At 50.8% G+C, this 24,000-nt stretch carries 23 protein-coding genes, 7 tRNA genes and 1 rRNA gene; 5 read left to right on the forward strand and 26 right to left on the reverse strand.

What is annotated here, in order from left to right:
• Positions 1-42 precede the first annotated feature (42 nt).
• From trxB to AR333_RS20435, 18 genes are all read right to left on the reverse strand, one after another.
• Positions 43-990, reverse strand: coding sequence for a thioredoxin-disulfide reductase (gene trxB / locus AR333_RS20350; RefSeq protein WP_068777202.1), 948 nt, complete (start codon positions 988-990; stop codon positions 43-45).
• A 142-nt stretch (positions 991-1,132) separates the two neighbouring features.
• A complete protein-coding gene (locus AR333_RS20355; RefSeq protein ID WP_068777203.1) occupies positions 1,133-2,884 on the reverse strand; it encodes a lipopolysaccharide assembly protein LapB in 1,752 nt (583 codons plus the stop codon).
• Between the two features lie 74 nt (positions 2,885-2,958).
• On the reverse strand, positions 2,959-3,906 hold the full coding sequence (locus AR333_RS20360) for a ribose-phosphate pyrophosphokinase (RefSeq protein ID WP_068777204.1): 948 nt from the start codon (positions 3,904-3,906) through the stop codon (positions 2,959-2,961).
• A gap of 328 nt (positions 3,907-4,234) precedes the next feature.
• Positions 4,235-4,939, reverse strand: a complete 705-nt coding sequence (gene hisIE, locus AR333_RS20365) for a bifunctional phosphoribosyl-AMP cyclohydrolase/phosphoribosyl-ATP diphosphatase HisIE (protein WP_068777205.1) — start codon at positions 4,937-4,939, stop codon at positions 4,235-4,237.
• Complete coding sequence (hisF, locus tag AR333_RS20370; protein ID WP_068777206.1) at positions 4,936-5,694, reverse strand: imidazole glycerol phosphate synthase subunit HisF; 759 nt, start codon at positions 5,692-5,694, stop codon at positions 4,936-4,938. Before hisF ends, hisIE begins: the two co-directional genes overlap by 4 nt.
• A 67-nt stretch (positions 5,695-5,761) precedes the next feature.
• Positions 5,762-6,496 carry a 1-(5-phosphoribosyl)-5-[(5-phosphoribosylamino)methylideneamino]imidazole-4-carboxamide isomerase gene (gene hisA / locus AR333_RS20375; protein WP_172798912.1) on the reverse strand — a complete coding sequence of 245 codons (735 nt, stop codon included), beginning with the start codon at positions 6,494-6,496 and terminating at the stop codon, positions 5,762-5,764.
• A 75-nt stretch (positions 6,497-6,571) separates the two neighbouring features.
• A complete protein-coding gene (hisH, locus tag AR333_RS20380; protein WP_068777208.1) occupies positions 6,572-7,180 on the reverse strand; it encodes an imidazole glycerol phosphate synthase subunit HisH in 609 nt (202 codons plus the stop codon).
• 1 nt (position 7,181) lies between these two features.
• Complete coding sequence (gene hisB, locus AR333_RS20385) at positions 7,182-7,805, reverse strand: imidazoleglycerol-phosphate dehydratase HisB (protein ID WP_068777209.1); 624 nt, start codon at positions 7,803-7,805, stop codon at positions 7,182-7,184.
• Positions 7,806-7,918: 113 nt separating this feature from the next.
• Positions 7,919-9,199, reverse strand: coding sequence for a histidinol dehydrogenase (gene hisD, locus AR333_RS20390; protein WP_068777210.1), 1,281 nt, complete (start codon positions 9,197-9,199; stop codon positions 7,919-7,921).
• 110 nt (positions 9,200-9,309) lie between these two features.
• On the reverse strand, positions 9,310-9,951 hold the full coding sequence (gene hisG / locus AR333_RS20395; protein ID WP_068777211.1) for an ATP phosphoribosyltransferase: 642 nt from the start codon (positions 9,949-9,951) through the stop codon (positions 9,310-9,312).
• Between the two features lie 12 nt (positions 9,952-9,963).
• Complete coding sequence (locus AR333_RS20400; RefSeq protein ID WP_068777212.1) at positions 9,964-11,169, reverse strand: ATP phosphoribosyltransferase regulatory subunit; 1,206 nt, start codon at positions 11,167-11,169, stop codon at positions 9,964-9,966.
• 309 nt (positions 11,170-11,478) lie between these two features.
• Positions 11,479-12,015 carry a DapH/DapD/GlmU-related protein gene (locus AR333_RS20405; RefSeq protein WP_068777213.1) on the reverse strand — a complete coding sequence of 179 codons (537 nt, stop codon included), beginning with the start codon at positions 12,013-12,015 and terminating at the stop codon, positions 11,479-11,481.
• A complete protein-coding gene (gene ppaX, locus AR333_RS20410) occupies positions 12,012-12,665 on the reverse strand; it encodes a pyrophosphatase PpaX (protein ID WP_068777214.1) in 654 nt (217 codons plus the stop codon). The genes AR333_RS20405 and ppaX overlap by 4 nt, the downstream gene beginning before the upstream one ends.
• Positions 12,666-12,769: 104 nt before the next feature.
• Entirely contained in the window at positions 12,770-13,702 is a 933-nt protein-coding gene (gene lgt, locus AR333_RS20415) for a prolipoprotein diacylglyceryl transferase (RefSeq protein WP_068777215.1), read from the reverse strand.
• 59 nt (positions 13,703-13,761) lie between these two features.
• Complete coding sequence (gene hprK, locus AR333_RS20420; RefSeq protein ID WP_068777216.1) at positions 13,762-14,703, reverse strand: HPr(Ser) kinase/phosphatase; 942 nt, start codon at positions 14,701-14,703, stop codon at positions 13,762-13,764.
• A 143-nt stretch (positions 14,704-14,846) separates the two neighbouring features.
• Positions 14,847-15,971: an ABC transporter ATP-binding protein gene (locus tag AR333_RS20425; RefSeq protein ID WP_068777217.1), complete on the reverse strand. Its 1,125-nt coding sequence runs from the start codon at positions 15,969-15,971 to the stop codon at positions 14,847-14,849.
• 91 nt (positions 15,972-16,062) lie between these two features.
• Positions 16,063-17,163 (reverse strand): CdaR family transcriptional regulator, encoded by a 1,101-nt coding sequence (locus AR333_RS20430; RefSeq protein WP_068777218.1) that lies wholly within the window; start codon positions 17,161-17,163, stop codon positions 16,063-16,065.
• Positions 17,164-17,379: 216 nt separating this feature from the next.
• On the reverse strand, positions 17,380-18,432 hold the full coding sequence (locus tag AR333_RS20435; protein WP_367584858.1) for an MraY family glycosyltransferase: 1,053 nt from the start codon (positions 18,430-18,432) through the stop codon (positions 17,380-17,382).
• 99 nt (positions 18,433-18,531) lie between these two features.
• Here AR333_RS20435 and larA point away from each other — a divergent pair, with 99 nt between their 5' ends.
• The 5 genes from larA (at position 18,532) to AR333_RS20460 (ending at position 23,003) form a co-directional block, all read left to right on the forward strand.
• Positions 18,532-19,770 (forward strand): nickel-dependent lactate racemase, encoded by a 1,239-nt coding sequence (gene larA / locus AR333_RS20440; protein WP_253735922.1) that lies wholly within the window; start codon positions 18,532-18,534, stop codon positions 19,768-19,770.
• A gap of 49 nt (positions 19,771-19,819) precedes the next feature.
• Entirely contained in the window at positions 19,820-20,212 is a 393-nt protein-coding gene (locus AR333_RS20445) for a hypothetical protein (protein WP_068777219.1), read from the forward strand.
• 5 nt (positions 20,213-20,217) lie between these two features.
• Positions 20,218-20,814 carry a gluconate 2-dehydrogenase subunit 3 family protein gene (locus tag AR333_RS20450; RefSeq protein ID WP_068777220.1) on the forward strand — a complete coding sequence of 199 codons (597 nt, stop codon included), beginning with the start codon at positions 20,218-20,220 and terminating at the stop codon, positions 20,812-20,814.
• Entirely contained in the window at positions 20,811-22,379 is a 1,569-nt protein-coding gene (locus AR333_RS20455) for a GMC family oxidoreductase (protein ID WP_068777221.1), read from the forward strand. The genes AR333_RS20450 and AR333_RS20455 overlap by 4 nt, the downstream gene beginning before the upstream one ends.
• A 318-nt stretch (positions 22,380-22,697) precedes the next feature.
• On the forward strand, positions 22,698-23,003 hold the full coding sequence (locus tag AR333_RS20460) for an MTH1187 family thiamine-binding protein (protein ID WP_068777222.1): 306 nt from the start codon (positions 22,698-22,700) through the stop codon (positions 23,001-23,003).
• Between the two features lie 94 nt (positions 23,004-23,097).
• Here AR333_RS20460 and AR333_RS20465 read toward each other — a convergent pair.
• From AR333_RS20465 to AR333_RS20500, 8 genes are all read right to left on the reverse strand, one after another.
• Positions 23,098-23,170, reverse strand: a tRNA-Lys gene (locus AR333_RS20465).
• A gap of 14 nt (positions 23,171-23,184) precedes the next feature.
• Positions 23,185-23,270 (reverse strand) — tRNA-Tyr (locus AR333_RS20470).
• 45 nt (positions 23,271-23,315) lie between these two features.
• A tRNA-Phe gene (locus AR333_RS20475) sits at positions 23,316-23,391 on the reverse strand.
• Between the two features lie 28 nt (positions 23,392-23,419).
• A tRNA-Asp gene (locus AR333_RS20480) sits at positions 23,420-23,496 on the reverse strand.
• A gap of 15 nt (positions 23,497-23,511) precedes the next feature.
• A tRNA-Val gene (locus AR333_RS20485) sits at positions 23,512-23,587 on the reverse strand.
• A 13-nt stretch (positions 23,588-23,600) separates the two neighbouring features.
• Positions 23,601-23,677: transfer RNA gene (locus AR333_RS20490), tRNA-Met, on the reverse strand.
• A 6-nt stretch (positions 23,678-23,683) separates the two neighbouring features.
• Positions 23,684-23,775, reverse strand: a tRNA-Ser gene (locus AR333_RS20495).
• Positions 23,776-23,913: 138 nt separating this feature from the next.
• Positions 23,914-24,000 (reverse strand): 23S ribosomal RNA (locus AR333_RS20500); the annotation flags it as partial.

The raw sequence follows: 24,000 nt of genomic DNA on the forward strand, positions 1-24,000 counted from the left end.
TGAGCCGTTCCACGTCTTTTTATAGGTTAGTGAAATTCTAAATTACAAGGATTTGCTCCAGTCATGAACCATATGTCCATCCAGGAATTTCTCACAGTCTAGAGCAGCCATACATCCGCTTCCGGCAGCTGTAATCGCTTGACGGTATTTCAAGTCTTGTACATCCCCGCAAGCGAATACACCCGGAATATTGGTTTCGGTCGTACCCGGTTTCACGAGAATGTAGCCCGTTTCGTCCGTAGTAATCTGACCTCCCAGGAAAGCTGTGTTAGGAGTATGTCCGATCGCTACGAAGATGCCATCGGTCTCCAGTACTTCTTCAGCTCCTGTTTCATTGTTACGCACCTTGAGGCCTGTAACACCTTTGTCACCTGCTACAACTCCAAGCGGAGTAGCATTAAGGTTCCAAGTGATTTTCTCATTCTCACGCGCACGATCCTGCATAATCTTGGAAGCGCGGAGCTCCGATCTGCGGTGAACCACCTTAACTTCCGATGCGAAACGCGTCAGGAAGTTCGCTTCTTCCATAGCCGAGTCTCCGCCGCCTACGACAATGATTTTCTTCCCCCGGAAGAAGAACCCGTCACAGGTTGCGCATGTGCTTACGCCGCGGCCGATGTTCTCGCGCTCGCTCTCGATTCCCAGCAACTTAGCGGAGGCGCCCGTGGAGATGATCAGGGATTCCGCCTCGATCTCTCCCATGCCTTCTACAGACAGTTTAAACGGACGTTTAGACATATCAACGCTATTCACCCAGCCGGTTTTAAACTCAGCACCGAAACGCTCAGCCTGCTTGCGCATATTATCCATAAGTTCCGGTCCCATGATTCCTTCAGGGAAGCCCGGGAAGTTCTCGACTTCGGTAGTTGTGGTTAACTGCCCGCCGGGTTCAGGTCCTTCGATAACCAATGGATTGAGATTAGCGCGTGCCAGGTAGATGGCAGCTGTTAAACCGGCGGGGCCGGTTCCCACAACGATTGTTTTATACATAAATGACCTCTCCTCCTTCAAATGAGTCATTCTGCAAAGACATAATATACAGTTGCTTGCAGAATGGCCCGGATTCTATTTCGCTGCAATCATTCTCTATTTAAAATAATTCTAATTTAAATTACTATTGTATGCAAGTTGTTTACTCACTGCCCTTGTTATCCACACTCCAAAGCTTCGGAAGAATGGCGTCCATCTTCTCCTTCAAACCGCATGCTTCATCAATAAGCTTCACGTTCTTACTCACTGTTGACACGGTTGTATGATAGCGGCTGGCCACCTCATGATAGGAAACGGACCGGCGGTGCATTTTGGCAACGAGATATTCAAGCGCGGCCGACCAGCCCTCCACTTTTGTAATACGCGGAACACTCGGATAAACCCTGCTCAAATATTCTACCCACAGCGTCTGCAGGTCATGCTGTTGAATCATATCATAACGCTGGTGCATTTGACGGTGGGCGGTTTCCATCACAACCTGCCATTTCGGCTCCCATTTAGGGAGATCTGCTGCATGGACCGTGCTCTGAATCGTCTTTAACCCGCCATCCAAATGCGCTTCCAGCGGTTCATCTACACCAATACTACGCAGGACAAACAAGGCGACCTTCTTCAGGTAATCGTCTTCTTTGGGATCTGCGATAAATTCAGACAGCGCTTCTTTTACTTCATTATCGCCAATGTGTCCGAATGTCTGTAGTACTTGAAGCTTCGTTTCGACATCTCCATGGCGGAGTGCCCAGAAGAATGAACTCCTGACAAGAGGATCTTTGGCTATCTGATCCGGGATTGATTCAGGAGACTGCTCCAGTTGCCGGAACTGCTCCTCAAAAGGCAGATGATAGTGGTAGCTCAGCGACATAGGACGGTCGTCCGAGCGCCGGTTCAACTGTTCCAGATAGAATCTCGCGATGTCCGAACCCGGGTCAAGCTTATCCACCTGTTTCCAGAAACTTCTGGCCTCATGAAATCTTCCGATATTGCAAGCAGCCACTGCCGCGTAGTGATACAGGCAAGGATCAAGAGACGTCTCGCTGGTCTTGTGAAGACGTCTAAAAAGCTGATACGCTTTCTCATGGTCGCCTAGAATCCCCATTGTCGTAGCCAGCTTAAAGACATGTTCTTGTTGGAACGGAAAAGTCTTGCGAAGGGTTATGGACAGCTCGGCGAGTTCTTCCTTGCGCCCCAAGTGCTGGTAGAAAATTGCCAGATTACACAAGGCATGAAGATTGCCGGGATCTATATCCAGTACTTCCAGAATCGCTTCCAGCGACTTCTGAAAATGACCTGTGTAGTAATAGGCCAGCGCCAGATTGTTACGCGCCGCTAAAAATTCGCCGTGTTCCTCGACGATCTGCTCCAAAAGGCGAACCGCTTCCGCAAATTTGCCTTCTTCCAGCAGCAGTCGCGCCTGGTCATGCTCGTACAATCCCTCGCGGGATTTAATTGTCTTCAGCTTAGTCGGACGTTCCAGTTCATAGCTGAGGAAATCGAGCATTTCTTCGGCTTCTTCTAAATATTGGCCACTTGAATCATTCTCTAAATAACGAACAAGCGCTTCCTCCGCCAGTTCATGCTGATCCATATTGGCGTAATTGTTAGCCATATAGAAATAACACTCGGTCATAGAGGAATCAATCCGATCCAGAACTTCTTTCAGGATCTCGTTAGATTCCTCGTATTTGCCAAGTTCCGACAGAACACCTGCCAGATTACAATGGTTGACCGGGTTATCCTGTTCGTATTCCACCGCACGCCGGAAGTATTTCAACGCCTTATCATAATGGAAACGATCGAGCGATTGAACCGCTCTTTCGAAAAAGAACGTGGCATCCATGCTGATAGGAATTATTTTTGGTTCCGGCTTTACGGAGACACGCTTTTTCTTTTCCATGAAGTAGGCACCTCCGGTACTTTGAGATCATATGATCCAGTATAGCATAGTCCCCGAGGTTTCAAAAACACGTTTTAAACGCCGCCGTACTTAAACAGCGAGGATAGAGAGCCGCCGTCACTAACGATACGGATCGCATGCGAGAGCAGCGGAGCCACGGACAAGACTTTAAAACGCTCCGGATGTTCTTCCGGAATCGCAAGGGAATCCGTAATAACAACTTCACGAATGTTAGGGTGATCAAGCCGCTGCAGGGCAGGACCGGAGAACACGGCATGTGTAGCACACACATAAATATCATTAGCTCCGCGTTCCTTGAGTCCTTCTACTACGTTGACAATAGTCGTTCCGGTATCAATGAGATCCTCGATAATGATCGGCGTACGGCCTTCCACATCTCCGATAACGTGAGTAATGACAGCTTCGTTATGAGCCGGGCGCTTCTTGAACATCATAGCAAACGGGGCATCCAGAATATTCGCAAGTCTTTCCGCAGTTGTAGCTCGTCCGGCATCCGGGGATACAATGACCGGATCTACGATATTCTTCTTCGTGATGTAATCACTGATCAGATCCAGAGCCGTTAAGTGGTCAACCGGAATATCGAAGAAACCTTGGATTGCCGGGGCGTGCAGGTCAATCGTAATAAGGCGGTCAGCTCCTGCAGCTCCAACGAGATCCGCGACAAGTTTCGCAGAAATCGGCTCACGGGGAGCTGCTTTTCTCTCTTGACGGGAGTAACCATAGTAAGGCAGAACCAAGTTAATCGTACGTGCAGATGCACGCTTGGCCGCATCCATCATTACCAGCAATTCCATCAGATGCTCGTTGATCGGATGAGAGAAGGTTTGAACCAAGAATACATCACAGTTACGTACACCTTCTTCATACAAACAATAAATTTCCCCGCTTTTAAACCGGGACAGCTTGATTTTACCAAGCGGTACGTGCAGCTCGTCGCATATTTGCTGTGCCAGCTTCGGGTTTGAAGAGCCGGAGAAAATTTTAATGTTGGAATCCATGGTTACCTCCGATATGTTTTTGATAAATTGGGATCGTACACAGGGTCAATCTGATCAATTTCTTATTATTATACCGCTGTGCTTTGCGCATACATTAATACGCTTACAGCGTCTGAGTAACTAAGCTGAAGGAGTTGATCCTTCTTCATCTATAAGGGGGATTTTATACCCCACACCATTATACATGAAACATGTCGAAATTAAAAAGCACGGCCGCAGCCAATTCGTGGGTAATTGTGACTAGTTTATGAACAAGGAAGCAAAAAAGCGGCATCCGTTCCTCTCCCTGCCAATTAGCAGGTAAGGTTCAGAGACCGCTCTTTTTCATTTACTTGGATTTGCTTATATGACGCCGTCCCAGCTCTGCCAGCACGTCATCAAGAGGCAGCTTGGATTCACGCATAAGCACCATTAGATGGAAGATCAAATCGCTTGTTTCATAACGTAGTTCGTCATGGTCACGGTTTTTAGCCGCGATAATAACTTCTGCCGCTTCTTCGCCGACTTTTTTGAGAATTTTGTCGATTCCTTTCTCAAATAAATAAGTCGTATAAGCCCCTTCCGGTCTCTCCGCTTCACGCGAGGCGATGACGGATTCCAGTTTCGAGAGGATCGAGAATCTGTCCCCTTCCGATATCGGATCACCGTTACCGGTGTCCGGGGAATCACTATTGAGGTCAGTTTTCTTCACACCCGCGTCACCCGCCACCTCAATCTCCGTACTGAAACAAGTATACGTTCCGTTATGGCAAGCAGGTCCTGTCTGGTTCACAAGCACGAGCAAGGTGTCCGCATCACAATCATACTTCATCGATACAACCTGCTGGGTGTGTCCCGAAGTTGCCCCTTTGTTCCATAACTCGCCGCGTGAACGGCTCCAGAACCAGGTCTTGCCTGTATCAACTGTACGCTGAAGCGAATCGGCGTTCATATAAGCGAGCATTAACACATCTTTGCTAACAGCATCCTGTACAACAGCGGGTACAAGTCCTTGGGCATCATAACGGATACGATCTAGCTGCGCATTAATCATCGAATCTCCACTCCTTTGTGCTTCAGACTGTCTTTTACGCTTTGTACCGTCAATTCTTTATAGTGAAAAATCGTTGCGGCGAGACCTGCGTCCGCCCCGCCTTTCGTAAACACATCATAAAAGTGCTCTTCGTTCCCTGCGCCGCCTGAGGCAATAACAGGTATTCTCACGGAATCCGTAACCGCCTTGGTCAGCGGCAAATCAAAGCCGTCCTTCGTACCGTCCGCATCCATGCTGGTAAGAAGCAGCTCGCCGGCACCCATGCTTTCCATCTGCTTCACCCACTGCAGAACCTTGATGCCGGAAGCATTGCGGCCGCCGTGCGTATAGACTTCCCACTCGCCCCAAGCTTCGTTGTATTTCGCATCGACAGCGACAACGATGCACTGGGAGCCGAACCTGCGGGCTCCGTCCGAAACGAGCTGAGGATTCAGAACCGCGGCTGTATTGATCCCGATTTTATCGGCTCCCGCACGCAGCAGACGCTTCATATCCTCCGTATTCGAAATTCCGCCGCCGACCGTGAAGGGAATGGTGATTTCACCTGCCGTCTTCTTAACGACTTCAACCATCGTCGCCCGTCCTTCAACCGACGCGGAAATATCGAGGAAGACCAGTTCATCCGCACCTTCCCGATCATAGATCGAGGCCAGTTCAACCGGGTCGCCGGCGTCTCTCAGATTCACAAAGTTAACTCCCTTGACGACCCGTCCGTCTTTCACGTCTAGACAGGGAACAATCCGTTTAGCCAGCATATGACCTTCCCCTTTCATAAATATTGCGGAGTCCGCCCGATTCCAGTCAGTTCTCTGACTTTTCTTGCTACTGTTTGACAAGCTCCAACGCGTCCTTCAACTGGATGCTGCCGGTGTATAGTGCTTTGCCGACAATCGCGCCGCCGACTCCGTTCGTTTGCTCGGCAGCGAGCTTCTGAAGGTCACTTGTCTGGCTAACCCCGCCCGATGCGATTACGGTCTGACCCGAAACCTGTGCCAGACGGACGATCGCCTCTACATTCGGTCCGCCCATCATACCATCACGCGAAATATCCGTGAAGATAAATGTCTTGGCGCCATGCTCAGCAAGCTGTACGGCCAGATCCTCCGCCTTTACTGCGGATGTCTCCAGCCAGCCTCGCGTTGCTACCAGACCATCCCGCGCATCAATGCCAATCGCTACCTTTTCTCCATGCTTAGCAAGGAGTTTCTGAACGAAGGCGCGGTCCTCGATCGCTGCCGTACCGAGAATAACCCTTGATACACCCAGGGATAGCAGACGGTCTACATCTTCTTCGGTACGCAGTCCGCCGCCGACCTGCACCGGTACCTTCACGCTTTTGGCAATCTCGCCGATCAGTTTATCATTAACAGGATGGCCTGCTTTCGCTCCATCCAGGTCAACCAGATGAATCCACTGTCCGCCCTGCGCTTCCCATTCTTCAGCCACTGCCAGCGGATTTTCGTTATAGATTGTTTCCTGGTTATAATCGCCCTGGACAAGACGGACACATTTGCCGTCCCGTATATCAATTGCCGGGTATATGATAAAAGACATTATTTATTCCTCCACCTGTCTAGGCCTTCGGGGGCCTGCTTTCCTATCCGATTGCATGAACCGTGTTACCCGTGTACTTTATTTACTTCCACATAACCGGACAAAATTGTTCAACAGCTGCATACCCAGATCTCCGCTTTTCTCCGGATGAAACTGCATGCCATAAATAGAACCACGGCCGACGATAGCCGTTACCGGCTGATTATAATCCGTTACGGCAAGCAGGTCCTTATCGTCTTCCGGCTTCACATGATAGGAATGGACGAAATAAACATGCCCTTCTTCCAATCCCTCGAAAAGCGGACTTTGCTGCCGGTACTCCAGCTGGTTCCAACCCATATGAGGCACTTTGTAATCGCCTTGAAAGCGAACCACCTTGCCTTGAAGGAGATTAAGACCCTCATGGTCTCCATGCTCCTCGCTGGTTGTGAAAAGAAGCTGCATGCCGAGGCAGATCCCCAGCAGCGGTTTGCCATCGGAAGTGAGCCCTTGCAGCAGCCGGTCCAATTCCAGAGAGCGCAGCTGCTCCATCGCATCGCCGAATGCTCCTACCCCCGGCAGAATTAGACCATCCGCTTCCGCCAAAACCTTCGGATCAGCCGTTACGACAGATGCGCAGCCGAGCCGTTCCACGGCTTTGCTGACACTATGCAGATTACCCATGCCGTAATCGATGATGGCGATCATGCTAGAGAACTCCCTTCGTAGAAGGGACACCCTGAACCCGCGGATCGATGACGGTAGCTTCATCAAGTGCACGTCCGAGCGCCTTAAATACCGCTTCAATCATGTGATGCGTGTTCTGCCCGTAATGGACGATAACATGAAGGGTAATACGCGCTTCCAAAGCGAACTTCCATAAGAATTCTTGAACCAGCTCCGTTGTGAAACTGCCTACCTGCTGAGAAGGATATTCTGCGCGGTATTCAAAATGCGGACGGTTGCTGATGTCGATCACCACTTGAGCAAGTGCCTCGTCCATCGGTACGAATACACTGGCATACCGTTTAATTCCACGCTTGTCTCCAAGTGCCTCTCTCAAAGCCTGTCCCAGGCAGATTCCGATATCTTCCACGGTGTGGTGGTCGTCAATCTCAATGTCTCCGCGGGCATTCACCTGCAAATCAAACTGACCGTGCTTCGTAAGCAAATCCAGCATGTGGTTCAGAAAAGGAACATCGGTCGTTAAATCCGTAATACCTGTACCATCCACTCCAAAAGACAGCGTGATATCCGTTTCATTCGTCTTCCGGGCTACACTTGCCGACCGTACGGCGGCTTTTCCCGTTCCTGCTTCTGTCTCGATTCCCATTTCCGCTCCTCCTCTTTCAAACCCGGCTTCTTATAAATGCTCCATCTCGCTGATCTCAGCCCGGTTTCCCATAGTGTTCTTCAACGCGTCTTATCACGGGATCGCAGAGAGATTTACTTGCCTTCTTTCTGCAGCCGTACCTCTATCGCCCTGGCATGCCCTTCAAGTCCTTCATTGCGGGCCAACGTCATAATCTGCCGGCCATTTGCCAGAAGCGCTTCCTTACTATAAGAAATAACACTTGATTTCTTTATAAAATCATCCACGTTCAACGGCGAAGAGAATCTTGCCGTTCCGTTGGTAGGCAGGACATGGTTCGGGCCGGCGAAATAATCGCCGACGGGCTCGGGGCTGTAGGCGCCGAGAAAAATGGCGCCGGCATTCTCGATCCGCGGCAGCACCGCGAACGGGTCCGCGACGAGCAGCTCCGTATGCTCCGGCGCAATCGCGTTGACCACGCGAATGCCTTCATCGAGGTCGGCCACGACCACGATGGCACCCTTCTCCGCCACAGATACGGCGGCGATCGCTTTACGCGGCAGCAAGCCCAGCTGCCGCTCCACCTCGCTGCGCACCTGCTGGGCAAGTGTGCGTGAGGGCGTCACCAGAATAGCCGGTGACAGCTCGTCGTGCTCCGCCTGGGCCAGCAGGTCCGCGGCGATGAATTCGGGGTCCGCCGCTTCATCGGCCAGGACCACGATGTCCGTCGGTCCCGCAATCATGTCGATGTCGACAACGCCGAACACCGCGCGTTTGGCGAGAGCGACATAAATATTGCCGGGACCGACGATCTTATCCGCCGCACGGATCGACTCCGTGCCGTAGGCAAGTGCGGCGACGGCTTGTGCGCCGCCGACGCGGTAGATCTCCCGCACGCCGGCCTCGGCTGCCGCCACCAGGATGTGCGGGTTGATGCCCTCTTCCCCGGCTGTAGCCGGAGGCGTCACCATCACGATCTCAGGAACCCCGGCGACCAGCGCCGGAATCGCGTTCATGAGAACGGAGGACGGATAAGCCGCCTTGCCGCCGGGGACGTACAATCCGACCCGCTGGAGCGGCCGGATGATTTGGCCCAGCAAGGAGCCGTTGTCCTGCAGGTCCATCCAGGATACGCGCTTCTGCTTCTCATGGAATGCGCGGATATTGGCGGCCGCTTGACGCAGGGCCTCGATAAATTCGGCGTCTACATGGTCATAAGCCGCCTCTATCTCCGCTTCACTCACGCGGAGTTCCTGCAAGTCGACACCGTCGAACTCTTTCGACAAGCGCCTCAGTGCCCGGTCGCCCTCGCTGCGGACCGCAGCGATGATCGTTCTTACCGCTTCGTTCTGCTCCGGTGTACCGTAATCGACTTCGCGGTCCAGCTTAAATTCATTCGCATCAACGATCTTCATACGCCATCATCCTTTCCTGACGGGAGTGCCGTCGATTTTATATAAGGCCTTACAGTCCCCGCGGGCTGAATAGCCGAATTATTTTATATACACCCTTGCGTTCCGTTCTCTTATTCCTCTTCAGGCAGGGCGATGGTTGCTTGCAGAGCATCGCAGAGCTGCTGAATGCGCTCGTTCTTCATCCGGTAGCTGACGCGGTTTGCGATCAGACGGCTTGTAATCGGGAAGATTTCCTCATATTCAACCAGCCCGTTCTCGCGCAGTGTCTGGCCGGTTTCCACCATATCCACAATGCGGTCCGCAAGCCCGATCATCGGGGCAAGCTCAATGGATCCGTTCAATTTAATGACCTCAACCTGCTGGCCCTTCTCACGGAAATACTGTGATGCGACACGCGGATATTTGGTAGCGACACGCGGGTTCAGAACCTGCTGCCAGTCTGGCATTGCGATAACCGACATCCGGCATCGTGCTATCCCGAGGTCAAGAAGTTCATACACATCTCTGTTCTCTTCCATCAGCACGTCTTTGCCGACAACTCCGATATCGGCTACACCGTACTCCACATAAGTAGGCACATCAACCGGTTTTGCCAGAATGAATTCCATATTCGCTTCCGGGAATGTCACGATCAAGCGGCGTGAGTCATCTCCACTATCCTCCGGCATCGGCAATCCCGCACGGCGGAACAGTTTGAAGGCCTGTTTATAAATACGCCCTTTAGGCATGGCTACTTTGAGCATTTCCTGCATCCGTCCTGCCTCCTATACAAAGGGGATAACGTCTGTGTACAAGACGCCGTCCAGCCTGCTTCGGCCGTCCCCAAGCTTGTCGATATGGCCCGCATCCCATGATGTATGGTCGGGAATAAGGCGAGTTATAATTTGATTCCCTGATTCTGCCCGCAGTGTCTGAGCATGGTGGAGGGCATCACGCCGATGTTCCGCCGTATATACGATGAGCACCCGGCTTGGCTGATACACATCTTTGGTCCCGGCAGCTTCCAGTATCCGGTTCGTCTTAAGCGCAAAGCCTGTAGCCGGAGCCGGACGCCCGAACTGCGCCAGCAGATTGTCATAACGCCCTCCGCTGCACAGCGGAAATCCGAGATCGGCTGCATAACCCTCGAATGTAAGACCGGTGTAGTAAGAGAAGTTACCGATCATTGTTAAATCGATCAAGACATGCTCGCTAACTCCATAATCTTCAAGCACGTTCCATACCTTGCACAGATGGTCAATGGCTGTCTGTGCCGTAGGATCTGCGGTTACTGCTAGCGCCTGCTCGCAAATATCCTTGCCTCCACGCAGCCTGAGAATGCTCTCCAGCTCTTGGCGGCGGGATTCATCGATATCAAGCTGGCGGATTGCATTGCGATAACCCACATAATCTCTGCCCAGGAGGAAGCTCTTAAGCTCTACCTGTGCATCCGGGCAATCCTTCAAAGCTTCCTCGAACAATCCGTGCAGAAAGCCTACATGTCCCAGTGCAAACTTAAATGTTTGAACACCCGCCGCCTGCAGACAGGCAATCGCCAGTGCAACGACCTCCGCATCCGCTTCGGCGGAGGCGTCCCCGACAAGTTCAACGCCCGTCTGAATGAATTCCGAGTCACGGCCCGCTTCTTCTTCCATAGCGCGGAAGACATTGCCGTGATAACACAGCCTTACAGGCAGCCGCTCTTCCCGGAGCAGCGATGCAACCACTCGCGCAATAGGCGCCGTCATATCGGATCGCAGGACAAGTGTCTTGCCGTTACGATCCAGGAGTTTAAACTGTTTACGGTCTTCGATAGAGCTTGCTACGCCGACCGTGTCGTAAAATTCCAGCGTAGGCGTAACAATTTGATTGTAGCCCCACCGCTCCATACATTCGAGCACGTTAAATTCGACCTGACGGAATCTTGCTACAGATTCCGGGAGCAGATCCTTAAAGCCAGTAGGCTTCTCAAATACTTTCGGTTTAGACATAACTGTCCCTCCTGCTACCGGTGCACTTCTATTTTTTACCGCACTTTAGTGCGCTACCATACTACCAAATTGAAGTTATTTCGTAAGTTTATCACGGAATATTAGGTCCGTCAATTTCCTTCGTTTCTTTATCCCCGTCTATTTTAACTAGCCGCCCTCCGCCTTGATTGAAAGGGCCTATTTTCATGTGCCTTATTATTAATTCGTCCTAAATACATATTGTCCTCTCCCCACAACAAAAAAGCAGTTCGTCCTCCCCCCAGAAGACAAACTGCTTGTATAAGACCTGATTTCCTTCCACTTCTCACGTCATTGATCCGTTAAAGGATCAGACACATCCGCCGTTCCCGCTAACCCGTCTGAAGCATTGCTCCTTATGACCCGCATCGGATTGCCCGCAACGAAAGTATGCGGAGGAACGTCCTTATGCACGACCGAGCCGGCACCGATAACCGCATAATCGCCGATCGTTACACCCGGCAGAATCGTTGTATTGGCTCCGACCATCACATGGGAACCGATATTCACCTCGCCCAGACGGTATTCGCGAATCAGGTATTCGTGAGCCAGGATCGTGGTGTTATACCCAATAATGGTATTAGACCCGATTTTAATTTTCTCAGGGAAAAATACATCCACCATTACCATCAGGGCAAACGCCGTATGGTCCCCTACCTGCATACCAAGCATACGCCGGTATATCCAATTCTTTACGGGAAGTGAAGGGCAGTAGCGGCTAATTTGTATCCATGCAAAATTTTTGACAGCTTTCCACTTACTGACTGTCCGGTAAATCTGCCATAGGGCATTCGGCCCTTCGACGGGATATTTCTCAGTCTTTCTCAAGAGCTCTCCTCCGGAATGCCGAACAGTGTGTATAGATCTCTCATGTCTCCGATAATATGTTCAGGCGAATATTGCTTCAGATATTCTTCGCCCTTCAATGACCAACTGACGGCGACTGCATCGACTCCTGCAGCTTGGGCTGCTTCAATATCATAGTGACTGTCGCCTACCATGATAGCTTGCACCGGCTCAGACTCCAGCTCCTGCAGAGCCTTAAGTATCCCTTCAGGATCCGGCTTCGGCTGCACGACATCTTCCACGGTCACGATACTGTGTATGTAAGGCAGCAGCTCACACAATTCAAGACCGAGCATGGTCGTCTTGCGTATTTTGCTCGTGACAACTCCGATTCGGACGCCATAAGCATGCAGCCGGGCAAGTACCTCTTTTACATGTGGAAATGGCCGGACTAACTCATCGTGATGCTCCAGATTATACGTCCTATACATGAGCAAAAGATCGTTCACTTCATCCAGACCGCTGAAAAACTGAAGCTGATCAACCAGCGGACGACCCATGTGCGGGATAATATGCTCCCTTGAAAAAGGGCCTGGGGCCCTCCCTTCCAGCGCATGCAGGAATGAACGGATAATCAGCTCATTGGTATCAAGTATCGTACCATCCAAATCAAACAATACCGTATGCTTCATGTTGTACTCCTTAGAATAGGCTCACTACCTGCACGATAGGCTCCGAATAACAGGACTTCTGTACATCTTTGCACCTTGCAGCACGCTTGATCGTTCCATCTTTATTATTTTCCGCTGTTTGCAGACACCGGTTTGATTGCTTTTCTTTCGATCGGATCGCTGTACTTAGGCAGCCCAGGCACAATCTTACGGCGCACGACAATAATGACGATAGCCGCAAATATAATGAGGAGGGCAAGCAGTTGGGAAATCCGAATGTTCCCCCCATAAGTCATCGCGCCGGCTTCACCGAATAGCAGAGACATCGGGGACCACAGGCTGTTCATCAAGGATGCGAGCCATTCTGGGCCCGTGAAATCCAAGCTGTCCGTGCGAAGGCCTTCGATATAGAAGCGGCCCAGCGAATACCAGATAAAATAGCTCATGAACAATTCGCCTGCACGAAGGAACGGTCTGCGGCGAAGCCAGAACAGGAGCAGCAGGCCTGCCAGATTCCACAGTGATTCGTATAAGAATGTCGGGTGGTAGAACGTTCCCTGAATATTCATCTGATTCACGATCCAGTCCGGCAGATGGAGCGTCCCGCGCAGGAATGATTCCTGAACCGGACCGCCGTGGGCTTCCTGGTTGATGAAATTACCCCAGCGGCCGATCATTTGGCCCACAATCAAGCCCGGAGCGCAAATATCCGCAATTCGCCAGAAGGATACGCCTTTACGCCGGACATAGAAGAGTGCGCCGATAATAGCGCCGATAAGCGCACCATAGATCGCGATTCCGCCCTCCCAGATTTTAAAAACATCAACAAAATTGTTCTTATAGTTCTCCCATTGAAAAGCTACATAATAAATGCGCGCCGCGATAATAGCCGATGGAACCCCGATCAGAAGCAGATCCATGAAAAAATCGGGTTCCATATTGAATCGTTTACCCTCGCGGATGGCGAGAAGCAGGCCCACAAGCGCAGCGGTGCCGAGTATAATTCCGTACCAGTGCACACTGATAGGTCCCAGTGAAAAAGCGATTGGATTAATCATCTACGGTTGTATTCCTCCTATACCTTTCCTAAATAAAACAGACTCTATCCCTGCCGGTCTTAGTCCAGATCATCCAGATCTTCTGCCAGCGTCTCCGTCAATTTGTTTGTAAACTGAAGCGCCGCATTGAATCCCATCCGCTTCAACCGGTAGTTCATCGCCGCCACTTCCACGATTACAGCCAAGTTTCTGCCCGGGCGTACCGGAATCGTAATAAGCGGAACGTCCGTTTCGATAATACGTGTTGTCTCTTCATCCAATCCAAGGCGGTCATACTGTTTATCCTGCTGCCAAGTCTCCAGCCGTGTTACCACCGAGATCTTCTTCACATTACGTACTGCGCCTGCCCCGAAAAGTGTCATCACGTTAATTATGCCTACGCCTCTAATTTCAAGCAAATGACGGATCAGATCCGGTGCGTTCCCGTATAAAATGTTATCCGCCGTTTGCCGGATTTCTACCGCGTCGTCCGCAACAAGGCGGTGACCGCGCTTAACGAGCTCAAGAGCCGTCTCACTTTTACCGATGCCGCTGCCGCCTGTAATCAGCATTCCGACTCCGTATACATCGACAAGGACACCATGAATGGTAGTCGAAGGAGCCAGCTTATTCTCAAGAAAATTCGTTATACGGCTTGCTAGAATGGTTGTAGCTACCTGACTGCGCAGAACCGGAAGCTGATGCTTCTTCGCTTCTTCCACTAGCTCTGCCGGAATATCCAGTCCACGGGTTACGATAATGCAGGGAGTTTCTTCACTGGCACAGAGCTGCTGGGCCCGGTGAAGCCGGACTGTCTCATCCAGCGTTTCAAAGAAGGACATCTCTGTCCGGCCAAGCAGTTGAACCCGCTCCTGCGGATGGTAATTAAAATACCCTGCCATTTCTAGACCTGGGCGGTACAGATCATCTACAGGTATGGTCCGTTTCAGACCTTCCTCCCCGCAAATGACCTCCAGGTTGAACTGTTCAACCAGTTCTAAAACTCTCACTTTTTTGCCCATGGTTCATTCCCCTTTGTTTTCCCATTGCTTCCATCGTAATTCAACTGCCGGGTCAAAATCAACCTGCTCCGCTCATTCCTCCTGCAACTTGTTGAAAATAATAAAAAAGCCAGTCGCAATGGACTGGCCTTTATAAGACATTCTTATCCGTTAAGCAGGATGGAATGTGTGCTTTCTTTGTCGAAGAAATGAACTTTGTTCATATCCAGAGCAAGTTTAACGTTAGTGCCGTCTTTCAGACCGGAACGTCCGTCAACACGGGCAACTACTGTACCTTCACCGATACCGGCAAGGTGAACTTGCAGTTCGTGACCGAGGTTCTCGGATACTTCGATCAAAGCATTTACAACCGTGTTGGAAGATGCTTCGAGGAATACAGGCTCATCATGGATATCTTCTGGACGAATACCCAGAACAACATCTTTGCCTGCATAGCCTTTGTCGCGAAGTACTTGAGCTTTACCTTGCGGAATCACAACGTCAACGCCTTTAGCTTTGAAGTGCAGGGAGCCGCCTTCGTCTTTCAGCGAGCCGCTGACAAAGTTCATGGAAGGGGATCCGATAAATCCAGCAACGAACATGTTAACTGGGAAGTTGTAGATCTCTTCCGGTGAAGCTGCTTGCTGAATGATGCCTTTGTCCATAACGACAATCCGGCTTCCCATTGTCATTGCTTCTGTTTGGTCATGTGTTACGTAAATGATCGTAACGCCAAGACGCTTGTGAAGCTTGGAGATTTCAGCACGCATTTGTACACGAAGTTTAGCATCCAAGTTGGAAAGCGGCTCATCCATCAAGAACACTTGCGGTTCACGGACGATTGCGCGGCCCAGGGCAACACGCTGACGCTGACCACCGGAGAGAGCCTTCGGTTTACGGTCAAGAAGGTGTTCAATATCGAGAATTTTAGCCGCTTCACGCACGCGTGCGTCGATATCGGCTTTTTTGAATTTACGTAGTTTAAGACCGAATGCCATGTTCTGGTATACGTTCATGTGCGGGTACAGGGCGTAAGACTGGAACACCATCGCGATGTCGCGGTCTTTCGGTGCTACGTCATTCACAAGTCGGTCGCCGATGTACAGTTCGCCTTCGGAGATTTCTTCAAGACCGGCAATCATCCGCAGTGTTGTGGATTTACCGCAACCGGATGCTCCTACTAATACTAGAAACTCTTTATCTTGAATATCAAGATGGAAATCCTTAACGGTTGCTTCATTGTTGCCTGGGTACCTCTTTACGATATGGTTAAGACGAACGCCTGCCATAGTTCATTCCCCCTGGTTCTTGAATTCATTGTATAGGTTCATCTTAGCCTAAATACCCGGAGATTGACTATGCACAATCTTCACAAAAAACTCACTTTCTTTTTGTTACTTTGTACAATACGATAGCAAGCTTAACCAGAACCGCATCATGAAACGTCCTTACATCAAGACCGGTTTCGTTCTTGAACTTATCCAGACGGTACAAAAGTGTATTCCGGTGGATATACAATTTCTTTGCCGTTTCACTGACATTGCAATCCAGAGCGAAGAAATGCTCCAGCGTAGACTGCGTCTCCGAATCCAGGGCATAATCCTTTAGCACCTGCTCCAGGAATTGGTTCTTCTCCAGCTCAGGAATTTGGTGAAGGAGCTTCTCCATCTGCAGGTGCCACGGCATATGAATATTGCTGGCCATGTTATATAGGCGGCCCAGCATTATCGTACCGCGCAGCGATACCATCGAGCTGAGAAGCGACTGTGCAGGCTGAATCGGATAGTGGACGCCCAGATGGCTTTCACCTACCCATTCACTCGCCAGCATTTCATGCAGACCGGAAGCAAGGGCATCCAGCATCTGCTCCGTGCTTTCCTCCTGGACATCCAGCCTGTCCTCTTGGCTGACATTCAGTAGATTATCCGGAGCGAGAATCAGCCACTCTTTCTCAAGAAGAGGAACCAGGATGATTTCGGTATCAAAAAATGTCTCCAATAACTTCTTTAATTCCCGGTAGGATACACGGATATTAGGGGAATAATCCCCATATAGAAGAAAGGGAATTTTATTGGAGTACAGGGACGCCTGAGATGCAATGGAATCCGGCATTTCTACGTTGCCTTCCGAATCCGCATGCTCCAGGAGCCAGCTCCGAACCGCAGCGAGCTTCTTCTCTTCCTCCAGAAAAAGCATGTTCCGCTGTTTCTTCTCCGGCTGAGATGATTCGATAATCCATTCGATGAGACTTCGTTCATTGCCATGAAGCTTCTCCTCCGGGATGGAGATAGCCTGAATCTGCTGATCATCCTTCTGAAGAAGGAAATACACATCCTTATCGATCAGAAAGCTTCCTTTATCTTTAGGCGGCTTTTCGCCGCTTTGCGTCATACGTTCCCACTCTGCCGGTTTTTTTGTAACCAGCCGGACCGGACTTTTGCCGATCGACTCCAATTGTTTCTTCAGCCTTTCCCAATCCATCTGAGTTAGCTCCCTCTGTGTAATATCGAAGCTGCTGCGTTGCTTCCTATTATTGTAACACAGGTAAGAAAGCGATTCACTTCATGGGAACGAAGACAGCATCCCTCTGTTCCCTTTCATCCAAACAAACTTATTCCTTATATACCAAGAAAAAAGCCTTTCATCGGATATCCGAATCCAGGCCAGGCTGCACCAGCGATTGCCATGAAGAAAGTCTCAAATCCCCATCAGAACGACAATAATAGACAGCAATGAGAACAGTGCACCGATGAGGTAAAGAAACGAGACCGTCTGAGTCTGTGAAAGTCCCCATTTCATCAAACTGTGGTGGGTATGAAGTTTATCCGCATGATGGAGTCCATTTCCTTTAAGGAGTCTTCTTGTAAAAACAATGACGGTATCCATAATCGGGACGCCCAATGCCAGAACTGGAACCAGAATGGAAACGAAAGTCGCACTTTTAAAAGCGCCATCAATCGCAACGACTGCAATGGTGTATCCCAGAAAGATAGCGCCTGCATCTCCCATGAAAATTTTAGCGGGATAGAAGTTAAAGGCAAGAAATGCAAGACCCGCTCCGACCAGGATTGCAGCCAGCATGGCGGAATCCTCCTGCCTTTTGACCAGTGCCGCAACAAGCAGAGCTATAGAGGCAATCGTAACAATCCCCGAGGCCAAACCATCTACCCCGTCAATAAAATTAATCATGTTCGTAATTCCAAAAACCCACGCCATCGTAGCCAGCCAGACAAGCCAGACCGGAAAAAAAACCATTCCCGTGAATTGTAAATTGGAAACACCGATGATTTCGATCCCAAACCATAGGGGAACTGTCGAAACGCCGATATAGATCAATAACCGCGGCCACACCGGGAAATCTTTGCCCCTGGTCTTAAACCAATCATCGGTCAAGCCTGTTAGCATTAGAATCGTGCCCCCGATGAGAACCGCTTTCGTAAGGTCGCTGTTTCTGCTGAACAACAAAATCGAACCCGCGCAGGCGATATAAATAGCAACTCCACCCAGCAGCGGAATAGGAGCACTATGTATTTTCCGATTGTTAGGACGATCTACAAATCCCGTGGCTAGCGCAAACTTTCTCAAGATGGGAACCAGCAGCATGACGACTGCGAAGCTGATCAATAAAGAAATAAAATATTGCAATAGGTTACCCCCTGCCGGCATTTCACAATTACGGAGCAAGCCTCTCTCGTAAGCCGCCCTTCGCTTCTCCGCACTGTTAGCGTCTCCTATTTGAAAATCCCCCATACTTCTTGCTCCCTGGGAATTAAGATTGTTTAATTTCCAGCCGCTAACGGTTAAACAGGCTGTTTCTGGAAAAAATAGAAGTTGGAAGGATGCGATATTGTGATACTCCAACTGTGCTATGGAACGGAGCAGCTTAACATCTCCTGGCCGGAGAGTCGTCTACCCCGGTTGATTGCTCCCGCGCTGCCTGATCCCCTACCGGATGAGGCGATACAAAGTGCACTTCGGGCGCCTATCGGATGCCCGCCGCTGCGGCAGCTTGCGTCCGGCAAACGTTCAGCCGTCATCCTGATCAGCGACGGCACCAGACTCAGCCCCAGCGAACGCCTTCTTCCTCCGCTGCTGGAAGAGCTAGGCGCAGCAGGCATTCCGGATGACGCGGTCACCGTGCTGGTTGCGCTCGGAACGCACCGGCAGCAGAGCGAGAGTGAGCTGCGGCGGCTGACAGGTGACGATGTCTATGAGCGTGTCCGCGTGCTCAACCATTCCTCCAACGCGGAGGAATGCGTATTCGTCGGCACAACCTCGCTCGGAACACCGATAGAGCTGAACCGCGCAGTTGTTGAAGCGGGGATGTTGATCATCACCGGCAACATCGAACCTCACCTGCTCGTGGGGTCTTCCGGCGGTGTGAAAGCCCTGATGCCAGGTGCCGCCTCCAGGCGCTCCATAGAGCTGCACCATGCCTTATCCAAGTCTTATAAGGCCAAGCCAGGCTGCGTCGATAATCCTCTTCACCGCGATCTGGAGGAGGCGCTCCGCTTTGTGCCCGCACCGTTCCTGCTTAATACGGTGGTGGACATGGAGCGCCGGCTCCTTGGTGTATTTGCGGGAGACGTGGCCCTCGCTCACACCGCAGGAGTGAAGCTGGCCAACTCCGCCTTTCTTGTCCGGCGTTCCCGGCTCTACGATGCCGTGATTGTATCGGCAGGCGGCTATCCCAAAGACGCCCAGCTCTATCAAGCTGTCAAAACACTGACAAACGCGGCTGCTTTCGTGAAGAAGGGCGGCCGTATTCTTCTTGTTGCGCGCTGCCAAGAACTGTATGGGCATCCCAAGTTTGCCGAGGCAGTCGAAGATCATCCCGATCGTAAAAAACTGCTTCAAGAACTCGGCAAGCGATTCGTCCTCGGCGCTCACAAGCTGGAACAAATCCATACGATCCTGCAGGACAGGCAGGTGTTCCTGTACTCGGACGTACCGCCTCCCCTTATTGAGCTGATCGGCTTCAAACCTGTTGTCTCCCTGGAGGAGACAATTGCCGCCTGGGCCTCAGATACTGCTGCAGATATCGCCTTCATGCCTTATGGAGGGCTTACTTTTAGCAAAACCGAATAATTCCGAGTATTACGCCACTTCGCAGCTTGTATAAAAAGGAGACTTCTCTATGGTATGGACTGATTGGACCTTAGACCGCACCCTTGTTTTATTTACTTCTGCCGCTTATCTGCTGGTCGCCGTTCAGGTGACCATGTCGCATTATCGGCAAAACTTTCATCAGAAAATCATGCTGGCTCCTGTCATCAGTGCACCCCTCTACTTTGTAGTCGGGATAGCCCTGGTCCTTCTGAACCGCTCTTGGCTTTTCACACTTTTTCATATCTGCATGTGGCTTGGTGTTCTATCCGGTCTATACGGATTTTATTTGCATGTTAAAGGCGTCGGTAAAAGAGTCGGAGATTACGCTCCGCGCAATTTTCTGATAGGCCCTCCGGTCGTTATGCCGCTGCTCTATACGGCTATAGGTTTACTGGGGCTTATCGCCATTTACGGGAGGTAGCATTCATGAGAAAAATGACGAAATACCCTTCTTTTGATGTAATGGCTGAGCGGGAGCACTGGGATCTTCATACACAATCGATTGTGAGTGACCGGCTCGTGAGGCAGTCCCAACATCAAGTCCTGAGTCTGGAAGAGGCGGAGCTTCTGCGAAGCTGGTGTTCCCGCCTTGTCGATGATGACCGAGCTGAGATGATCAATTATGTCATTGAACATATAGATACTACCTTGAGCAGCAGCACAGGCGAAGGTCAGCGTAAGCCTGAGGTCCCCCGTCAACGTGAGCTTATTCTCCGGGGTTTGCAGGCAGTAGACAAAATAGCCGAAGGTTTTCACGGACAACCCTTTCACCATCTCAGCGCATTAGAGCAGCGGGAAATCATGAAGAACATCGCTGAATCCAAACTTCCCCTGACCGGAGAATGGACAATGACCGTGCAGAATGAGTGGTTCAGCAAACTCCTTAAATTAACAGTGGAAGCTTATTACTCCCATCCAACCGTGTGGTCCGAGATCGGCTATGCCGGGCCTGCCTATCCAAGAGGCTACATCCGCACCGACAGAGGGCAGCTTGACCCATGGGAGGCGAAACCGGAACTATGAGACACGCTACTTCTCAATCGGCAGTTGCCGATGTCGTTATTGTGGGGGCAGGAGCCGCAGGAGGCGTTCTAGCAAGGGAGTTGAGTGAAGCGGGCCTGGATGTCGTTGTGATCGAAGCGGGACCGCTGCGCGATCCCCAAAGGGATTTTGCCAGTGATGAATTATCGATGCAGAGTCTCGGCTGGCAGCAAACAAGGCTGGTTAACGGCAGCAATCCGCTTACGATGGGACACAACAATTCGGGGTGGGGAGTCGGCGGAGGCACCCAGCACTTCACGGGCGTTTTCCTCCGCTTTCACGAATCGGATTTCAAAACCCGTTCCATAGACGGTGTCGGTGAAGATTGGCCTCTTCATTACAAAGATCTAGAGCCCTACTACGATAAAATCGAGAAGGACATCGCAGTTTCGGGACCACGGCATTTTCCTTGGGGAAACTTTCGTGGACCGTACCCCTATCCTGAACGTGATCCGCTGAGCCCGAATGCCTATCTTTTTCAAAAGGGCTGCGAAGAGCTCGGCATAAGAAGCGTCACCGCTCCGCTTGCCATTCTTTCGGCACCTTTCGATGGAAGACCGCCCTGTATTAACCGCGGCTTTTGTAATCAGGGTTGTATGCCGAATGCCAAATTCAGCACGCTCATTCACCATTTTCCCAAAGCGGTAGAAGCTGGAGCCACCGTATTAGCTAATTGCATGGTAACACGCGTTGAGACAGATACAGCAGGCCGGGCAGCGGGTGTAGTGTATGTTAAAAATGGCGTAGAGCATCGGCAAAAAGCCAAATATGTCATTCTCTCCGCCTATGCAGTGGAAACGCCTCGTTTGCTGCTCAACTCAGCTAATCCCCAGTTTCCCGATGGGCTGGCTAACAGCAGCGGCTGGGTAGGCAAGGCGCTTATGACTCATAGCAGCCATGATGTGTATGCGAAGTTTCAAGAAGAAGTCCGCCTGTACAAGGGGACTCCCGTGCTTGCTACTACACAGGAATTCTATGAGAGTAACCCAAATCGGGGTTTTGCACGCGGGTATACTCTCCATGCTCACGGGTCCAGGCCGTTGGCTTTTGCGGAGGGCATTACTAAATCCGGGGGCTCTTATCCTGTATGGGGTACAGCACTGCGTGAGACGATGCTGGATTACAACTATTACGGCCGAGTCACATTGGTCGGGGAGGTCCTTCCGAATGAGAACAACCGTGTGACTTTAGCGGATGAAAAAGATGCAAACGGCATGCCGCGCGCCACGGTTACGTTCAGCTTCGGCGATAATGATCAAAAGCTTATCCAGCATGCTGTCGAGAACATGCAAGCCATTTTACAAGCGGCGGGCGGCAAACCGGAGTTCGTCGTGCCCGACACCGCCCACCTCATGGGAGGATGCCGTATGGGAAGCGATCCTGGCCGCTCGGTCGTAAATTCGTATGGGCAGACGCACGACATCCCGAATTTGTTTGTATGCGATGCCAGCATATTCGTGACTTCGGGTGGAGCTAACCCTACAAACACGGTCATGGCACTTGCAGCGCGTACAGCTGACTATATTTTAAATGAGGCTACGAAGTAAAAAGGAGAGAGTGGGTGATAGCATCCAGAATGAGCAGATAGCAAATATGCGCAGGATTCAATACTGTGCCGGTGGATCATCACTCTTACAAACCATCGTATGACAGTTGATTGGCAGTTGAGGTCAAGACTTGGACGGGCCGGCAGATCAACGGAAATCTCTTCCTGCCCAGGCCTGCTCGGATCACACCAGAACTACCGTATGGGACGATACAACCATCGATAATTTCTTACATGAAAGCCGTTATCCAACTTGGTAGCTTGCTTCTGGCGTTTCCATTAAAATAAGGGGACACGCTAATTAAAGGAGGGTCTTGTTATGGCAATTGTTGAAATCACGGTTGTTCCCATCGGCACTGCATCTACAAGCTTAAGTGAGTATGTCGCTCATCTTCAAAAAGTACTAGACAACCAACCCCTGCACTATGAACTAACCCCTATGAGCACGATAATCGAAGGACCATTGCATCAAATTATGGATGTGGTTATGAAACTGCACGAGAGCCCTTTTGAGAACGGCGCGATGCGCGTTTCGACCTCTATCAAAATTGATGACCGCCGAGATAAACAGGCATCCATGGAACAGAAACTCCAATCCGTCGCGGATAAGCTAGGGCGTATATAGCCCTGCGATTAAATTTGCTCATTTATAGCCAAGAACAACAAAAAAGAGACCATATAGGTCTCTTTTTATATAAAATATTAATTTTCATGAAAAGTGAGCCATGAAGGACTCGAACCTTCGACACCCTGATTAAAAGTCAGGTGCTCTACCAACTGAGCTAATGGCTCTCGGTGTAAAATACTGGTGGAGGCTGATGGATTCGAACCACCGAACTCGTCAGAGAACAGATTTACAGTCTGCTGCGTTTGGCCACTTCGCTAAGCCTCCACATTGCTGCCAAGCTCTTAAGTTATGAGCATTGCTTGACTTAAATGGTGGCTCGGGACGGAATCGAACCGCCGACACGAGGATTTTCAGTCCTCTGCTCTACCGACTGAGCTACCGAGCCATACTATGAAATTCATGTAAAACTAAAATGGCGGAGCCGACGGGATTCGAACCCGCGGTCTCCTGCGTGACAGGCAGGCATGTTAGGCCTCTACACCACGGCTCCGTATAAAGTTGTACATGGTGGACGCTGACGGGATCGAACCGCCGACCCTCTGCTTGTAAGGCAGATGCTCTCCCAGCTGAGCTAAGCGTCCTTATGTAGTTGTATGGTAGCGGCGGAGGGACTCGAACCCACGACCTCACGGGTATGAACCGTACGCTCTAGCCAGCTGAGCTACGCCGCCTTAAACTGGCGGAGAGAGAGGGATTCGAACCCTCGCACCGCTTACGCAGTCTAACCCCTTAGCAGAGGGTCCCCTTATAGCCACTTGGGTATCTCTCCAAACATAAATCAATCGAACTAAACAGGTTGTACCCTGAAAACTAGCAGCGAAAGATGTACTAAGATCCATCCAAAGATCTTGTGGTGCACAGCCATAGGCCATGCTTCGATGTTGGCCTCTACTCGCGTAAAGACCTGTAGGTCAAGCCCTCGACCGATTAGTATTGGTCAGCTCCACACATTGCTGTGCTTCCACCTCCAACCTATCTACCTCGTCGTCTTCAA

The sequence above is a fragment of the Paenibacillus sp. FJAT-26967 genome, from assembly GCF_001541095.1.
Classification (GTDB): domain Bacteria; phylum Bacillota; class Bacilli; order Paenibacillales; family NBRC-103111; genus Paenibacillus_F.